This is a genomic window from Corynebacterium sp. 5QC2CO, assembly GCF_024580435.1.
In the GTDB taxonomy this organism is placed as follows: domain Bacteria; phylum Actinomycetota; class Actinomycetes; order Mycobacteriales; family Mycobacteriaceae; genus Corynebacterium; species Corynebacterium jeikeium_D.
Map to the genome: position 1 here is coordinate 52,598 of NZ_JANIKI010000005.1, position 15,599 is coordinate 68,196.

Sequence of the window (15,599 nt, forward strand, 5' to 3'; positions counted from 1 at the left end):
ACTTTTTGCTTGTCTCAGCTACCTTTTGCGCGACTATCCGCGCGGGCGCACCTGGATTTCATCCACGTTGGCATCCGCTCCGGTATCAACGGCCAGACGTACTGCGGCTGCGATCGATTCAGGCCGCATGAACTTCGTTCCGTCGTAACGCCAATCCGCATCATCGCGGTGCCAATTCGACTGCAGCTGAACCTGCATATCGGTATCGACGCGTCCGGGGTGCACGGAGCTGACTCGTACCGCGCCACGCTCTTCCTCGCGCAGCGCATCGGTGAAGGCCCGCAGCGCGAACTTCGACGCCGCATACGGCGAAGTACCAGCTGAAGCGCGGAATCCCGAGCCCGAGTTGATGGTCACCAGCGTGCCCTCTGCCTTGCGCAGCGCCGGCAGCAGCTGGCGGGTCAGGTCGGCAACGGCGACGACGTTGATGTCCATAATTCGCGACCAGTCCGCACGCGAAACCTCCGCCACGTCCCCATCGACGTACACGCCCGCCGAGTGCACGAGCACATCCAGCCCGCGCCCACCGAGCGCCTCCAACAACTTTGCCACTTCCGCGTTTACGGCGTCGGTATCACCCAGATCAGCAACGAATACGCTTGCCGACGGCAACTGCGACGCTACCTTCTCAGCAGACTCAGCACTGGTAGCGCCCACAATGACATGGTGATCACGGGAGAGATCCTTGGCGACCGCCAGGCCAATACCGCGGCTTGCGCCCGTGACCAGGGCAATCTTGGTGTCAGCGGCAATATCGATGCTCATGTACGGCTCCTCTATGTAGTCGGTTTACTTCTTCGGCTTCGCGCCGCCCACCTGGTCGATGGGGGTCACCTGCAGGAAGTCAATGTTGACGCGCTTCGGACGGGTGGCCGCGAACACAATGATGTCGGCAATATCATCGGCGGTCAGCGACTCAACGCCGTCGTAGACCGCTGCGGCCTTGGTCTCGTCGCCGTCGAAACGCACGAGTGAGAAGTCGGTGTGGACGCGCCCCGGGTCGATTTCGGTGACGCGCACGCCATCGGCAGCAACCTCTTGACGCAGGACTTCCACCAGGGCGCGCTCAGCGTGCTTGGCTGCGTTGTAGCCGGCACCGCCGGTGTAGACCTGACGGCCGGCAATCGAGCCGACGGTGAGCACAATGCCGCTGGTGGACTTCAGTGCGGGCAGCAGTGCGCGGGTGACGCGCAGGGTGCCCAGCACGTTGACGTCGTACATCCAGCGCCACTTTTCCTCGACGGCGCCTTCAACCGACTCCATGCCCCAGGCACCACCTGCGTTGTTAACGAGCACGTCGACGCGCGGTTCGGCCTTAGCCAGCGCCGCCACATCGTCGTCAGAGGTGACATCGACCTTGTAGACCGTCGCTTCACCACCGGCGGCGCGGATCTCCTCCGCGACAGCCTCGAGCTTGTCCTCGCGGCGGGCTCCCAGCACAACGCGGAAACCTTCAGCTGCGAACTGCTTGGCAGTGGCGGCACCAATGCCGGAGGAAGCACCGGTAACTACAGCTACTTTCTTGCCATTAGTTGAAGTTTCAGAGGTCATGGGGGCTCAACTCCTTGCTACATGCGTCTACTGATATTCCCGACTGTAGTCATAGGACACCTTTCTGCGCCCAAAACTGCGCGTGCTTTACACCTGATGTTCCACGTGAAACGTATATAAAACTGTGCAGGAATTTTTCCGATTCACCCCATACACCGGCGCTAAAACCGCGATACTGGTTGCATGTCTGACCAGCCTCACTTCCCACATCTTCTCTCCCCTCTCGATGTCGGTCCTCTAACTCTGCGCAATCGCATCATCATGGGCTCAATGCACTCCGGTCTGGAAGACCGCACCCGTGATATCCCGAAACTAGCTGCCTACCTGGGTCGGCGTGCCGAAGGTGGCGTGGGGCTCATCGTCACCGGCGGTTATGCTCCCAACATCGAAGGCTGGCTGACTCCAGCCGGTTCAATGATGGCGTCGAAGCGCATGGCGGATAATCACCGCCGCGTTACTGACCTCGTGCACTCCCACGGCAGCCACATCGTGCTGCAGGTGCTGCACGCCGGTCGTTACAGCTACAGCCCGCTGGCGCGCTCCGCCAATACCGGTCAGTCGCCGATTAGCCCGTTTAAGGCTCACCGCCTCACCGGCTTTGATGTCTCGCGCACTATCGGCGCCTATGTCCGCGCTGCGAAGCTCGCGAAACGTGCTGGTTACGACGGCATCGAGGTTATGGGCTCCGAGGGTTACCTGCTCAACCAGTTCCTGGCCGAGCGCACCAACCACCGCTCGGACAACTGGGGTGGCAGCGCCGAGGCTCGCATGCGCCTGCCCATCGAAATTGTCCGTCGCATTCGCGCCGAAGTCGGTGAGGAATTCCTGCTCCAATACCGCATTTCGCTACTTGACCTGGTGGAAGACGGTCAGACCTGGTCCGAGACCACTGAGCTCGCGCAACGTCTCGTCGAGGCTGGCGTCGATGTCTTCAACACCGGCATCGGCTGGCATGAAGCACGCGTCCCCACCATCGTTACGTCCGTACCGCGCGCCGCATTCACGGATTTGACAGGTCGCCTCCGTTCGCTTGTCGACGTCCCGGTGGCAGCCTCCAACCGAATCAATCGCCCCGAGGTTGCGGAGAAGATCCTCGCTGACGGCGATGCGGACCTGATTTCCATGGCCCGCCCACTGCTGGCTGACCCGGACTTCGCCATCAAGGCGGGCGATGGTCGAGCTGACCAGATCAACACCTGTATCGCCTGTAACCAGGCCTGCCTGGACCACACCTTCGCGGCCAAGCGCTCCACCTGTTTGGTCAACCCAAAGGCGGCTTACGAAACCGAGCTGGTATCCGTGCCGGTGTCGAAGGACAAGGCCAAGCGCGTCGCCGTCATCGGCGCTGGTGTGGCTGGACTCGCTTTCGCGGAAGCCGCAGCTCAGCGCGGTCACCACCCGGAGATTTTCGAGGCCGCCGACCAGATTGGTGGCCAGTTCAATCTCGCCGCAAAGATTCCGGGCAAGGAGGACTACGGCGAGACGCTGAAGTACTTCTCCCGTCGCCTGGAGGTGCTCGAAGTTCCAGTTCACCTGAACACGCGTGCCGACGTCGACGAGCTCAAGACCAAGTTTGACCACGTGATTGTGGCCACGGGTGTCACCCCGCGTATCCCGGGCATTGACGGTATCGACCACGAGAAGGTCATTCGTTACGACGAGCTGCTCTCAGGTGCGAAGCAGGCCGGTAACAAGGTAGCTGTCATCGGTGCTGGTGGTATCGGTGTGGACGTGTGTGAATACCTCACTCGCAAACCGAACCAGACCATCGAAGCCTGGAAGGACGCCTGGGGCGTCGGCGACCCTGCGGAGTTCCGCGCGGGTCTGACCAAGCCGGGCACGGTCTCTGGCGCGGCTGAGCAGTTCGAGGTCGAGCGCGAGGTGCACCTGCTGCAGCGCAAGACCTCCCGCATCGGTAAGGGCCTGGGCAAGACCACTGGTTGGGTTCACCGTGCGGAGATCAAGAAGGCCGGTGTCAAGCAGTACACCGGCGTGACCTACAACCGTATCGATGACGAGGGCCTGCACATCACCATCGATGAAAAGCCACAGGTCATCGCGGTTGACAACGTGATTGTCTGTACTGGTCAGGTATCCAATCTGGACTGCCTGGGCGGAAAGGATCGCGAGAGCGTCACCGGCGATAACTCCAATGTCACCATCATCGGCGGCGCGGACGTGGCCGCTGAGCTGGACGCAAAGCGTGCCATCCGCCAGGCCGTCGAGGTAGCGCTCGCGCTGTAGGGCTAGGGCTGCTACGCCTCGTAGCGGTCGGTGTAGGCGCGCTGCTCGAACTCGAAACGGCCCGGGTGAGCCGGGAACTCACCCGGGACACCGATGGCCAGCAACAACGCTACCGCCACATCGGTGTCACCGGCACCGATAGCTTCCTTGACCTTCTGCTCACTAAAGCCCGTCATCGGGGAGCTAGCCCAACCAAAGGCGCTGGCAGTGACCATAGCGAAAGAAGCGGCAATCATGGCGTCGCGGATTGCGAACTCGCGGGAGAGACCCTTTTCCTCGCGGGCCTCATGGAAGGAGGTCATCGAGGCCTCCCGCTCAGCAGCGGCAACTTCGTCCCACAGGCCAGTCGCCTTGTTGGCCTCAACCAGGCGCGGAATACCGCGCTTCCATCCGGTCGGCTCACCAATGAAGGCGAGCAGCAGCGGCGCATTGGCAACCTGCTTCTGACCACCGGCAGCTTCCGCTACCTTCTGGCGCACCTCAGGGTCCTCGATGCGCACGATTGCGCGGGACTGAATGTTAAAGGCGCTGGGAGCTTCCAGAGATAGCTCCAGGAGGCGGCGCACGTCAGCGTCGTCAAGCGGTTCGTCAGCGTAGACGCGCGTGGCACGGCGGTTGCGGATGATGTTCTCAAATTCGGTGGCGAACTGGTCGCGCGGAGAATGTGAAGTCATGCATTAGAGATTAGCGGGTTGCCAACCTTCGAGTTCGAGCAGCCAGCGCTTCATTTCGCGGCCGCCGGCATAGGATCCGAAAGACCCCGCTCCCCCACTGGCGGGCACCACGCGGTGACAGGGAATCAGAATACCCAGCGGATTGGTGGCACAGGCCGAGCCTGCAGCCCTGGCGGCACGGGGTGAGCCGGCCATTTCAGCGAGCTCACCGTAGGTCACGACCTGGCCATACGGCACATCGCGCAGTGCGGTCAGCGCACGAGCGCGGAAAGAATCCTGCGTGAATACGTCGCAGTCCAACGGCAGCGCAAACTCACGGCGCTGCCCGGCAAAATACTCGCGGAACTGCTGCGCTGCCCGTTCCGCCACCGCCTGCGCTTCGGGGTCGGCGGCGCTGGGGTCGTCGTCAAGCACGGGACCTAAGAGATTGACTTCGACGACCCCTCGAGCGGAGGTGGCGATTCCAAGCGCTCCAAAGGGCGTTTCCACCTTGGCAATCGCCATGAAACCTCCTACTTAGCCCTTGTTGGTCTGGAACCAGTCCAGCAGCTCGTCCCACTCCTTCTCGTGACCGGAGCGGAAGTAACCACCGTAGCCTACGCCCTTGCCGCCAGCCGGCTGAGCCTGGCGCTTTTCAATCTTTTCAGCAGAGCTCATCACATTGGTGATCAGGTCTGCCGAGGACTCCTCAGTCCAGTAATCATCTGGAACGCGGATGGACAGGAACGGCTGCGGAGCCTTGGAGAAGCGGTTAGCGAAGTCGAACTCGGAATCGTCGAAGAAGTAGCCTTCCTTGCGAGCCCAACGAGCCCACTGACGCATGACACCGTTCGGCGGCTCAACAGCCAGACGCCACGCCGACGCCGGAATGTGGCCAGTGATGAAACCGCTGATCGGGCCGAGAATGTTAAAGATGAAGAATGCGCGGACCTTGCCCGCCAAGGACGGCACCTTGGAGATACGCATACCGCGGCAGTTGACCAGCGCTGCTGCGTCATAGGTGCCCTCGGAGCCGGCGTAGACGATGCCGTGACCACCAACCGCGTGGCCGACAGCGAAGTGCGGCACGTCCGGGTAGGTCTCCTTGGCCCACTCGATCACACCCGGAATATCCTTGGTAATCCAGTCCGACATCCGGATGTCTTCATTGTTCTGGTCAGTCTTCAGAGCGGACTGGCCAATTCCGCGGTAGTCATAGGTGATAACGCCGTAGCCCTTTTCTGCCACGGTCTCAGCGAAACGGTGGTAGAAACCCTGCGGCACACCGGTACCGGAGTGAACGGTGATGATGCCGTTGGGAATGTTCTCTGGGTTCTCCTTCGGGCGGAACATGGTTCCGCGCAGCAGGACGCGGTCATTAGCCGGGATAATGATGTCCTGCCGAGGGCACGGCTCCGGCAACTTCGGGCTCTTCGCGGAAAAACGGCTAATTCCAGTGGAAGTGTTTGAGGCTTCGGAGGTCATTTATGCAGTTCCTTCGAGTGGACTTAACAAGTGCATGATTTTGTATACACAATCTTAAAGTGTAAGGCTCATCACTTTCAGCACTTTCGTGGAATTCGGCTCACGCGCGTTACAACTGCACATCCCCATAGGCGCGTTCGTCCTCAATGGGCTCCAGATGAGAGGAAATATGCACACCTGGGAAACGCTCCCGCAGCTCATCCTCCATCGCGGTAAGCACATCGTGACCGCGCTCCACGCTCCACGCGCCCGGCACCAGCACATGGAACTCAATGAACTTCTGATGCCCCGACTCGCGAGTGCGGATTTCGTGGACGTCAATGCCACGACTCCGGTCACGGTGCGAGGCCAAAATCTCATCCACCGCCACGCGGTCGTCGCCCTCCATGGCCTTGTCCATCAGGCCGTTACCGGAATCGCGCAGCAGTTTGTAGCCGGTGACCAGGATGTTTACGGCCACGGCCAGCGCGATGATCGGGTCAAGCCACCACAGGCCAGTAGCCCACACCAGCGCCACACCCGCCAGAACGCCGGCGGAGGTCCACACGTCGGTCATAAGATGCTTGCCGTCGGCGGTCAGAGCCAGGGAGTTGTGTTGGCGCCCGGCCTTAAGCAGAATCAGCGCCACCGCACCATTGATCACCGAGGCAATTACGGTCACGACGAGGCCCAGGCCAATCTGCTCAATCGGCTGCGGGTTCACCAACCGCTCGATGGAGACATAAATAATGGCCGCCGCCGCCACGAAGATCATGGCACCTTCCAGCCCGGCCGAGAAGTACTCTGCCTTGGAATGGCCGAACTCATGATCACGGTCCGCGGGCCGCGCGATAACCTTGAGCACAATAATTGCGACAACTGCCGCAACCAGATTGACAATCGACTCCGTCGCGTCGGAAAGCAGGCCCACCGATCCGGTCAGAGTGTAGCCCCAAAACTTCAGCGCGATGGTGACGACCGCCGCCCCCACTGAAAGCCAACCAAAACGAGATAAGTCCTGCATATACGGGCACTTTACCCGCCTGTCCGGAGTTACTACCAGTTCTATGAGCATCGATTTCCAGTTCAATTTGCAGAACATTTCTGCAGGCCTGCCGTTCGCGTCGCAGCTCGCCTCGCTTGCCGACGCCGTGCGCGACCACGACGTAGTAGTCCAGGCCCCACCGGGTACCGGCAAGACCACTTTGGTTCCGCCGGCGGTGGCCAACACCCTAGGCGGCCGCATTGTAGTCACAGCTCCCCGGCGCGTGGCGGTACGCTCGGCGGCGCGGCGGTTGGCACAGCTGTCGGGCACGAAGCTCGGTGAGGAAGTTGGCTACTCGGTGCGGGGCGACGCCAAAGTTTCCCGCGCCACCCGCGTTGAGTTTGTCACTCCCGGTGTGCTGCTGCGCCGACTGCTGCGCGACGGCGACGTGGATGCCAGCGCGGTGCTCATCGACGAGGTGCACGAGCGCGGCTTGGACACCGACCTAGTGTTGGCAATGGTGCGCGACTTGCGGGATATCCGCGATGACCTGCGCCTTGTCGCTATGTCTGCGACGGTGGACGCACCGAAGTTCGCGGCCTTGCTCGGCGGCTCCACCCCGGCTCCCATCGTGGCGGCGGAGGCGGAGATCTTCCCGTTGGACATCCGCTACGCACCCTTTCCGCAACGGCTGGATGCGCGCGGTGTGACCGACGACTTCCTGCAGCACGTGGCAGCGCAGGCCAGGACACTGGTGGAGGAAGCCGCCGGTGATGTGCTGGTTTTCCTCCCCGGGATCCGCGAGGTGGAACGCTGCGCGGGTTATATCGCGGTTTCTTCGGACGCGATGGTGCTGACGCTGCACGGCCAGCAGAGCTCCGAGGAGCAGGACCGCGTGTTTCGTCGACAAGCGGACGGTAGGCGCGTGATTGTGTCCACCGCGATTGCAGAATCATCCGTGACCGTGCCGGGTGTGCGCGCCGTTGTCGACGCCTGCCTCGCGCGCGGACCGCGGCTCGACATCGCGCGTGGCTTCTCCGGCCTGGTCACCAGCTCGTGTGCACAGTCCTCCGCGAACCAGCGCGCGGGCCGTGCGGGACGTGAGGGGCCGGGCATTGTGGTGCGCTGCGTCTCTCAGTCGGAGTTCGCGTCCTTTCCCGCCTGGCCCGCGCCGGAAATCGAGGTCGCCGACCTGACCCAAGCGCTCCTCGACGCCGCCGCGTGGGGCACGCCGGGGATGCAGGGACTCAAGCTTCTCGACGCCCCACCACCCCACCACACGGAGGCTGCAAACCGCATTCTCGCTGGCCTGGGTGCTGTTGATGAGGCCGGTGACATCACGGAGCTCGGCCGCACCCTGGCTACCCTGCCGGTGCATCCGCGCATGGGACGCGCGCTGCTGACCGCCACGGCCATGATGCCGCGGCACGCCGACGCGGTCGCACGTGCGGTGGAGAAACTCACCGATACCCGCGGCTTGGCCAAGCAGGTGCGCCGCATTGAGCTGGATACTGAAGCCCCCGCCAACCTGCTGCCCTCGGACATCCCCGCGCTGGTCACGGCCCTGGCCTGGCCGGATTTCATCGGGCGACGGCGCAGTGCGAACTCCGACGAATACCTCTTCACCGGCGGCACCGCAGCGGAACTCGCCCGCGGTTCTGACTTGCACGGCCACGAGTGGATCGCGGCCGCCGACATCTCGCGGCTCTCCCACGGTCGTGCGCTAATCCGCGACGGCGAGGCGATCGACCTGGAAATTGCCATGCTCGCCGCCGGCCACCTCGCCCGCACGGAGACCACGGCGCGCGTCGAACAGGGTCGCGTTCGCGCCCGCGAGCGCGACCTGCTCGGCGCCATCGAGCTGTCCTCCCGCCAGGTCTCCCCGACGCCTGAGCAGTGCATTGCCGCCAACTCCGCCTGGCTTGCTGATACGCTTGCCGACGCCAGCCCCAACCTCGACCGCGACACCGAGCAGCTCCGCCGCCGCATGGCCTTTCTCCACGCTCATCGCGGTGCCCCATGGCCGGATGTCTCCCCCGCAGGGCTCGCGGTCCAGGCCGAGCTCCTCTTTGCTGGCGAGCTGGACCGTCTGACCCCACCCAAGCTAGATGCCGAGCACCTCCGCCGCCTGCTGCCCTGGCCGGAGGCCACGGACTTCGACCGGCTGGTGCCCGAACGCCTGGAGGTCCCCTCCGGTTCAAAGATTCGCCTGGAGTACCCGGAGGACCCCACCGACCCTGAGGCGCAGATTGTGCTCGCCGTGAAGTTGCAGGAGTGCTTCGGCCTGGCGGAGACCCCGCAGGTATTGGAAAAGCCGGTGACAATGCATTTGCTGTCACCGGCTCAGCGACCCCTCGCGGTCACTCAGGACTTGGAAAGTTTCTGGAATGGCGCCTACGCACAGGTTCGCTCCGAGATGCGGGGCCGTTACCCCAAGCACCCGTGGCCGGAGAACCCGTGGGAGGAGCAGGCTACTGCGAGAACGAAGCGTCGTCGTTAAGCAAGCCCGTCGTTAAGCAGCTGCCTGTGCCCGCACGCGACTGGGCTTGCGGCAGAGGTAGATTGCGTAGCCCAGGCAGGTGAAGAAGAGCACGCCGCCCATGATTCCCTGCATGTTGCCGTAGAACCACTGCCCCACATTGGCAGCGTGGCCGAAGTCATTGCCCACGAACACCTTGTACGGTGCCCACCAGTTGGCAATCATGAACAGGGTGCCGACAATAATGTGTCCAATCTCGCGGATGAAGAGCACCAGCGGCACGAAGACCATGACGATCGACCAGTGGTGACTGACCGCATATGGCCCGGCGAAGCTGACCGCCAGCGCAGCGAAACCAAGGGCTGCGACATCATAACCATTGCGGTGGTAGATCCAAGCCACGAAAGCAGCGGCGATGGCACCGATGAGGAAGAAACCGTAGATGCCAATATCGAGCGCGGTACCCTCCACCCCGGCGCGGGCGAGCAGACCACTGAACGCCTGGTTGGCTTCATAGGTCGGGGCGCCACCGCGGTTGCCGGCGAAGAACTCATCGGTCCAGAAGTAGATGGACTCTTTAAAGCGCACGGCGAAACCAATAGCGACGGTCACCAGGAACCAGCAGAAGCTCTTGGCCACGGCCGCAAAGTCACGGCGCATGAGGAACACCAGCGCATATGCCGCGGGGGTGATCTTAATTCCCGCCGCGATACCCACGCCCATTCCACGCAGTTTCTTGGGCAAAAAGCCCAGCACATCGGAGACCACCAGCAGCGCGAGGAAGACGTTGATCTGCCCGAAGAGCACGTTGGCGCGCAGCGGGTCGAGCAGCATCACAACACCGAGCACGCAGGTAGCCATCAGCTTCGGACGCTCAGAGCCGAGACGGGTGAAGACCATCCACAGCATCGCCCACACCGCCGCCACCGTGGCGAATGTCCAGATGATCTGCAGGGTCACCGGTCCCGCCCAGGTCAGCGGGTAAAACAGCAGCGCCGCAAACGGTGGGTAGATGAAGCGGAAACCCGATCTGGTGGGAAACTCTGGTGAGTAGAGATCCTGGTCTCGTCGTAGTGCCCAGCCGGCGTCTTGGAAGACCTCGAGGTCCATCATGTAGGCAGTTGCCGCAAGATAGATGAGATCGATGACAACGACCAGCGACACCAGCCCAAATACAATTGCCAAGATCCGTCTCTGCATGACGGAAAGCGTCGAGAGTCTGTCCATGAGCATGATTCGACACTACCGCACAGTTCTTCCTACTCAGGCCTTAGAGTGGGAGGTATGTTCGTGGAAAACTATCGCAAGGTTCGCTCCGAGATCGACGACGCTTGCCGACGAGCCGGGCGCCGGCCCTCCGAGGTCCGCCTGCTGCCAGTCAGCAAGACTGTGCCTGTCGACGCCCTGGTGGAATCCTGGCCGGAGCTCGCAGCAGCCGGCTGCGCTGGTCTGGCGGAAAACCGCGTCCAGGAAGCGGTGGCCAAGGCGGAGGCATTCCGGGAGGCCTTCGGCGACAAGGCACCACATATGGCCATCATTGGTCCACTGCAGACGAATAAGGCTGGCCATTTAGTCAGCTGTGCCGATGAGTTTCAGGCTCTGGACCGCCCGAAGGTGGCCGGAGCACTGCAGCGTCGCTTGGCCGATTCCGAGCGCACGCTCGATGTGCTGATTCAGGTCAACGCCTCCCGCGAGCCGCAGAAGTCGGGTCTGGCGCCGAGCCACGCGGCGGAGTTTGTCCGCATGTTTGGCCCCGATGGCGAATACCCGAACCTGCGTCTACGCGGGTTTATGACCATCGCGGCCCAGAATGATCCGAATGTGCGCGAGACTTTCGCGGAGCTGCGGGAGCTGCGGGACAGTCTGCTCGGGGATTTACCGGAGGGTGTCAGCCTCGACGAACTGTCAATGGGTATGTCCGGCGACTACCGCGAAGCCATCGCCGAGGGGGCAACCACCGTGCGTGTGGGACGCGCCATCTTCGGTGAGCGCTCCTATCAGAAATAAAGGTAATCAAATGAAGGTAATCTCAGTGCCATGAGTTCTCATGTCTCCCCGTGCTCCCGTCGTCGTTTCCTCCTGGGAACTGCCGCCACTGCAGCTGGCGCACTCGTAGCCGCTTGTGCACCAAAGTCTGCGGTGGAGAAGGTTGACGCTGCCGACATTCCGGTTGGCGGCGGTGTGGTGATCGGCAATTACGTCGTCACGCAGCCGGAGGAGGGCAAGTTCGCCGCTTTCTCCAGCACCTGCCCGCACCAGAATGGTCGTATCACCGAGGTCAGCAATGGTGTGATGATTTGCCCGAACCACAATTCGCACTTTGACATTGCTACTGGTGAGGTTGTTTCTGGCCCCTCGCGTAAGCCCGCTGGCCAGGCATCGCTTTCGGCCGAAGGCACTGAGCTGATTGTGGGCCAGAAGTAGGTTTATCCCCTACCGCCGCGGCTTCAACCCCGCCACAGCACACGCACCAGCGATGAAGGACAGCGCCACTAGCCACGGAATCAGCCCTGCCCACTCGAAGTGGCTGAACACCATGCCGGATACCCAACCGACAATGGACGAACCCGCGTAGTAGCTGAACAGGTACATCGATGATGCCTCGGCGCGGTCGCGCTGTGCCACCAGCCCCACGCCGGACGAGGACAGCGAGTGCGCCACGAAGAACGAGGCCGTGAACACGAGCACGCCCACAATCAGCGCGGGCAACCACGGCAGCAGCGCCAGCCCCAGACCCACGCACGCGGCCAGAGTCGCAATGGCGATGAGGCGACGGCGGCTCACCGTCTTCGCCCACACACCCGCGCGTGCCGACGACCACGTACCCGACAGGTAGAGAATAAATACGAACCCTGCCAGTGCCGGGGAGAGCCCGAACTTATCGCCCAGCCGGAAGCCCAGGTAGTTGTACAGGGAGACAAACGCTCCCATAAACAGGAACGCCAGGGCGCACAGCGCCAGGATGCGCGGGTCGCGCAAGTGTCGCGCAATGGCCTGCCCCTCCCCTGCAAACGACAGCTCCTTCGGCTTAAACCTGCGCTGTTGCGGCAGGAAGTACCAGGTCAGAATGGCGAAGATGAACGCCACCGTCGCCGAGACCGCAATCGCCACCCGCCAGGAGGCGAACTCCAGCACAATGGACGGAATGATACGGCCGAGCAGGCCACCGACCGTCGTGCCCGAGATATACAGCCCCATCACGCGACTGACGTGGTCGGCGTGGACTTCCTCACTGACATACGCCATAGCCACTGCGGGCACACCGGCAATGACAATGCCCTGCAACAGGCGCAGCGCAATCATCGAACCGATGCCCGGCGCGATTGACACCACGAGCCCCAGCAGCGTTGCCACAAATGCGCTGATGACGATGACGCGCCTGCGCCCAAAGCGCTCCGACAAAATGGACACCGGGATAATCGCACAGGCCAAGCCACCGGTGGTGGCGGATACCGTCAGCGCGGCGGTGGCGGGGTCGACCGATAGCTCGTCGGAAAGCGTGGGCAGTAGCGCCTGCGTTGCGTAGAGCGCTTGGAACGATGCCAGGCCGGCGAAAAGCACAGCGATAAGCGCGCGACGGAATCCGGGATCTTCTGGCCGTAGTCCTTCGATCTGTTCGGGGTTTTCGTTAGCGCTAGTCACTTGTCCTACGTTAGCCCTCCCTCCAAACCCCTCGCTGAGTACCCGGATTCAGAAAACCTTTTTAATTCGCCCGCGGTATCGCTTTCGTTTTATTAGTTTCGTAGGCATGACTACTTCTTCCGCACAGCCACAGAGTCGCAATCACGACCGCGAGTACGACATCGTCGTCTACGGTGCCACGGGTTTCGTGGGCCGCTTGATTGTGGACTATCTGGCTAAACACGCCGGTCAGACGAAGGTGGCGCTCGCAGGCAGGAACGCCCAGAAGCTTGCCGACGTCGCGGAGAACGCAGGCGTATCGGACTGGCCGGTCATTGTTGCGGATGCCGCCGACCAGCCGGCGGTGGCTGAGCTTGCGGCCAGTACAAAGGTGGTGCTGACCGTTGTGGGGCCGTACGCGAAGTACGGTCGCACCCTGGTGTCCGAGTGCGCCAAGGCCGGTACTCACTACGTCGACCTGTGTGGCGAGGTGCTGTTCGTCCACGACTCCATCGCGAATAACCACGAGGTGGCGCAGCAGACCGGAGCGAAGATTGTCCACTCCTGCGGCTTCGACTCGATTCCTTCCGATGTCGCTGTCCGCGAGCTCCACGAGGCGGCCCATACCAAGCTCGGTGAGACAACCCTCCTATTCAAGCACGTCAAGGGCGGTGTCTCCGGCGGCACTATCGATTCGGTCCGCGTCCAGCTTGCACAGGCCAAGAAGGACCCCAAGCTGCGTCGCATCATCGCCGATCAGTACGCCCTGGCTGAGCCGGGTCCCGACCAGGGTAAGTTCGGCGTCGACCTGCGCCCGGCGCGCTTCCGTCGCCACTGGCGAGCGCCCTTCTTCATGTCCCCTTTCAACACCCGCATTGTTCAGCGCTCGGCGATGCTGGCGGATTACGGTGATTCCTTCCGCTACCGCGAGCTACTCAATGTCGGCCGCGGTCCGAGGGCTTTCGTGCGCGCAAATATTTTCGCGGCTGTCTGCAGGTTGGCGCTGGCGGCGATGGCATTTGAGCCGACGGCCAAGCTCATTGATAAGAAGCTGCCGAAGCCGGGCGAAGGCCCGAGCGCTGAAGAACAGGCCGAGGGACGCTTCACCATCGAGGCCTACACCGTCGATACCTCCGGTATTCACTGGCGTTCCAAGGTGTCGCTCGAGGAAGACCCCGGGTACGCGGGCACCGCGATCATGATTTCCAGCGCCGCCCTCGCACTCGTTCACGACGATCTGCCGGACGCTACCGGCGTGCTCACTCCCACTATCGCGCTTGGCGACGCTCTGTCCCGCCGTCTCCGCGCGGGCGGCATGACCATTGAGGCGGTGCAGGCTCGATGATTGATGGCCTGACCGGTGCTTTTGCAAATATCACCCGCGGACCGAAACTGCCGAGTGTAGGTGGCGGCCGTGCGTTAGTGACCGGCGCTTCCTCCGGCATCGGCTGGGCATGCGCGGAGGCACTGGTCAAGGCCGGTTTCGAGGTCATTGGTACGTCCCGCAGGGGCGCGGAGGCGCCGCACCCCGAGGGCGTGCAGATGGTGGCGCTCGACATGTCCAGCGCCGACGACATCGCTGCTGCGGTCGCCCACGGGCCTTACGACGTCGTCGTCGCCAACGCCGGTGAGAGCCAGTCGGGCGCTTTCGAGGAGCTACCCCGCGAGGCGCTTGAGCGTCTCTTCCAAGTCAATGTTCTGGGGCAGGTGGAGCTGATACAGCAGCTACTGCCTGGCATGCGCGAGGCCGGTCGTGGCCGAATTGTGCTGGTTGGTTCGATGCTCGGCGGGTTGCCGCTGTCCTACCGTTCCTCTTACGTGGCGACGAAGGCCGCTATCCGAGGCTTTGGGCTTTCGTTGCGCGGTGAAGTCGCGCAGTTCGGTATTGGGGTCACGGTTGTCGAGCCGGGTGCCATCAACACGGGGATTTCTACACGCCGGACGACGTATGGCGATGAGGGTTCCGTTTACGCTGCTGATGTCCACCGCATGCTGACGAAGTTGAACGCCAATGAGAAAGGCGGCATTCCCGCTTCTGAGATTGCTGAGGTGGTTATGCGCGAGGTGACTGCCGAGCGACCTTTGGCTCTGGTGGCGCGGGGGTCGTCGGCAAGCGTTGCGGTGCCCTTCATGCGCCGAATCCCGACGCAAGCGATGTTGACCATCATGCGCCGGGTGCACGGGCTGCGGTGAGTTAATCGGCGACGGCGCGCATCTCGACGGCCTGCGCACACGCCTCCGCGGCTTCGTGGGCTAGGTTGATGGCCTCTTGCTCGTCTGCGACTTGGACGATCCAAAAAGCCGACGGGAACGTCATCGCGTTGTAGTACGGCAGATCGCTATGTGAACCATCCGGCAGCACCGTCATGGCATCCTCCGGCGATACCAGCCCGCCGGACATAACCCAGTGGCCTTCGTCCTGAAGCTTCTGATTGAAGCGTCCAATCCGTTCAAAGGCAGCGTGCATTTCCTCATCAGAGTCATACGCGTTGATATCTCTGCGGCCATGGACCGTGAAAAAGTACTGCACACCAAGCTCCTGAGTTTCGTTTTGCTAAGTGTAACAGATTGCGCGGGGCTGGAACCGGGAATTTGTGAGGAA

At 62.4% G+C, this 15,599-nt stretch carries 15 protein-coding genes; 6 read left to right on the forward strand and 9 right to left on the reverse strand.

Features of this window, described 5'->3' with window-relative positions; translation table 11 throughout:
* Window positions 1-33: 33 nt before the first annotated feature.
* Window positions 34-765 (reverse strand): SDR family oxidoreductase, encoded by a 732-nt coding sequence (locus NQ014_RS05815; RefSeq protein WP_016421787.1) that lies wholly within the window; start codon window positions 763-765, stop codon window positions 34-36.
* A gap of 24 nt (window positions 766-789) precedes the next feature.
* Window positions 790-1,551: an SDR family oxidoreductase gene (locus tag NQ014_RS05820; protein WP_257074224.1), complete on the reverse strand. Its 762-nt coding sequence runs from the start codon at window positions 1,549-1,551 to the stop codon at window positions 790-792.
* 183 nt (window positions 1,552-1,734) lie between these two features.
* Between NQ014_RS05820 and NQ014_RS05825 the strand changes: the two genes are divergently transcribed.
* Window positions 1,735-3,795, forward strand: a complete 2,061-nt coding sequence (locus tag NQ014_RS05825; protein ID WP_257074225.1) for an FAD-dependent oxidoreductase — start codon at window positions 1,735-1,737, stop codon at window positions 3,793-3,795.
* Window positions 3,796-3,806: 11 nt separating this feature from the next.
* On the opposite strand, the gene NQ014_RS05830 is transcribed toward NQ014_RS05825, so the two are convergent.
* The 4 genes from NQ014_RS05830 to NQ014_RS05845 all read right to left on the reverse strand — a co-directional run bounded on the left by NQ014_RS05830 (window position 3,807) and on the right by NQ014_RS05845 (window position 6,936).
* Window positions 3,807-4,469: a nitroreductase family protein gene (locus NQ014_RS05830; protein ID WP_257074226.1), complete on the reverse strand. Its 663-nt coding sequence runs from the start codon at window positions 4,467-4,469 to the stop codon at window positions 3,807-3,809.
* A 3-nt stretch (window positions 4,470-4,472) separates the two neighbouring features.
* The gene (locus NQ014_RS05835) at window positions 4,473-4,973 is read right to left on the reverse strand and encodes a methylated-DNA--[protein]-cysteine S-methyltransferase (RefSeq protein WP_257074227.1); all 501 of its coding nucleotides are present in this window, start codon (window positions 4,971-4,973) and stop codon (window positions 4,473-4,475) included.
* A gap of 12 nt (window positions 4,974-4,985) precedes the next feature.
* Window positions 4,986-5,933 carry an alpha/beta fold hydrolase gene (locus NQ014_RS05840; RefSeq protein ID WP_257074229.1) on the reverse strand — a complete coding sequence of 316 codons (948 nt, stop codon included), beginning with the start codon at window positions 5,931-5,933 and terminating at the stop codon, window positions 4,986-4,988.
* Window positions 5,934-6,042: 109 nt separating this feature from the next.
* A complete protein-coding gene (locus NQ014_RS05845) occupies window positions 6,043-6,936 on the reverse strand; it encodes a cation diffusion facilitator family transporter (RefSeq protein ID WP_069359343.1) in 894 nt (297 codons plus the stop codon).
* Window positions 6,937-6,979: 43 nt separating this feature from the next.
* Here NQ014_RS05845 and NQ014_RS05850 point away from each other — a divergent pair, with 43 nt between their 5' ends.
* Entirely contained in the window at window positions 6,980-9,397 is a 2,418-nt protein-coding gene (locus NQ014_RS05850; protein ID WP_257074230.1) for an ATP-dependent RNA helicase, read from the forward strand.
* Window positions 9,398-9,409: 12 nt separating this feature from the next.
* Here NQ014_RS05850 and NQ014_RS05855 read toward each other — a convergent pair whose 3' ends face one another.
* Window positions 9,410-10,576 (reverse strand): glycosyltransferase 87 family protein, encoded by a 1,167-nt coding sequence (locus tag NQ014_RS05855; protein WP_257074231.1) that lies wholly within the window; start codon window positions 10,574-10,576, stop codon window positions 9,410-9,412.
* Window positions 10,577-10,660: 84 nt separating this feature from the next.
* On the opposite strand from NQ014_RS05855, the gene NQ014_RS05860 reads away from it, so the two are divergent.
* The gene (locus NQ014_RS05860; protein ID WP_257074232.1) at window positions 10,661-11,383 is read left to right on the forward strand and encodes a YggS family pyridoxal phosphate-dependent enzyme; all 723 of its coding nucleotides are present in this window, start codon (window positions 10,661-10,663) and stop codon (window positions 11,381-11,383) included.
* 30 nt (window positions 11,384-11,413) lie between these two features.
* A complete protein-coding gene (locus NQ014_RS05865) occupies window positions 11,414-11,800 on the forward strand; it encodes a Rieske (2Fe-2S) protein (RefSeq protein WP_257074233.1) in 387 nt (128 codons plus the stop codon).
* Between the two features lie 9 nt (window positions 11,801-11,809).
* Here the strand turns inward: NQ014_RS05865 and NQ014_RS05870 are convergent, their stop codons facing one another.
* Entirely contained in the window at window positions 11,810-13,018 is a 1,209-nt protein-coding gene (locus NQ014_RS05870) for an MFS transporter (RefSeq protein WP_257074234.1), read from the reverse strand.
* 106 nt (window positions 13,019-13,124) lie between these two features.
* Here NQ014_RS05870 and NQ014_RS05875 point away from each other — a divergent pair, with 106 nt between their 5' ends.
* Both NQ014_RS05875 and NQ014_RS05880 read left to right on the forward strand, forming a co-directional pair.
* The gene (locus NQ014_RS05875; RefSeq protein WP_257074235.1) at window positions 13,125-14,342 is read left to right on the forward strand and encodes a trans-acting enoyl reductase family protein; all 1,218 of its coding nucleotides are present in this window, start codon (window positions 13,125-13,127) and stop codon (window positions 14,340-14,342) included.
* Window positions 14,339-15,190, forward strand: a complete 852-nt coding sequence (locus tag NQ014_RS05880; protein WP_257074237.1) for an SDR family oxidoreductase — start codon at window positions 14,339-14,341, stop codon at window positions 15,188-15,190. Before NQ014_RS05875 ends, NQ014_RS05880 begins: the two co-directional genes overlap by 4 nt.
* A 1-nt stretch (window position 15,191) precedes the next feature.
* Here NQ014_RS05880 and NQ014_RS05885 read toward each other — a convergent pair whose 3' ends face one another.
* A complete protein-coding gene (locus NQ014_RS05885; protein ID WP_257074239.1) occupies window positions 15,192-15,527 on the reverse strand; it encodes a YciI family protein in 336 nt (111 codons plus the stop codon).
* Window positions 15,528-15,599 lie beyond the last annotated feature (72 nt).

Excerpts from the sequence above, each read along its gene's own strand:
- NQ014_RS05835 (WP_257074227.1), bottom strand. The coding sequence starts at position 4,973 with ATGGCGATTGCCAAGGTGGAAACGCCCTTTGGAGCGCTTGGAATCGCC.
- NQ014_RS05860 (WP_257074232.1), top strand. The coding sequence starts at position 10,661 with ATGTTCGTGGAAAACTATCGCAAGGTTCGCTCCGAGATCGACGACGCT.
- NQ014_RS05880 (WP_257074237.1), top strand. The coding sequence starts at position 14,339 with ATGATTGATGGCCTGACCGGTGCTTTTGCAAATATCACCCGCGGACCG.
- NQ014_RS05875 (WP_257074235.1), top strand. The coding sequence starts at position 13,125 with ATGACTACTTCTTCCGCACAGCCACAGAGTCGCAATCACGACCGCGAG.
- NQ014_RS05825 (WP_257074225.1), top strand. The coding sequence starts at position 1,735 with ATGTCTGACCAGCCTCACTTCCCACATCTTCTCTCCCCTCTCGATGTC.
- NQ014_RS05830 (WP_257074226.1), bottom strand. The coding sequence starts at position 4,469 with ATGACTTCACATTCTCCGCGCGACCAGTTCGCCACCGAATTTGAGAAC.
- NQ014_RS05850 (WP_257074230.1), top strand. The coding sequence starts at position 6,980 with ATGAGCATCGATTTCCAGTTCAATTTGCAGAACATTTCTGCAGGCCTG.
- NQ014_RS05840 (WP_257074229.1), bottom strand. The coding sequence starts at position 5,933 with ATGACCTCCGAAGCCTCAAACACTTCCACTGGAATTAGCCGTTTTTCC.
- NQ014_RS05865 (WP_257074233.1), top strand. The coding sequence starts at position 11,414 with ATGAGTTCTCATGTCTCCCCGTGCTCCCGTCGTCGTTTCCTCCTGGGA.
- NQ014_RS05855 (WP_257074231.1), bottom strand. The coding sequence starts at position 10,576 with ATGCAGAGACGGATCTTGGCAATTGTATTTGGGCTGGTGTCGCTGGTC.
- NQ014_RS05815 (WP_016421787.1), bottom strand. The coding sequence starts at position 765 with ATGAGCATCGATATTGCCGCTGACACCAAGATTGCCCTGGTCACGGGC.
- NQ014_RS05845 (WP_069359343.1), bottom strand. The coding sequence starts at position 6,936 with ATGCAGGACTTATCTCGTTTTGGTTGGCTTTCAGTGGGGGCGGCGGTC.
- NQ014_RS05820 (WP_257074224.1), bottom strand. The coding sequence starts at position 1,551 with ATGACCTCTGAAACTTCAACTAATGGCAAGAAAGTAGCTGTAGTTACC.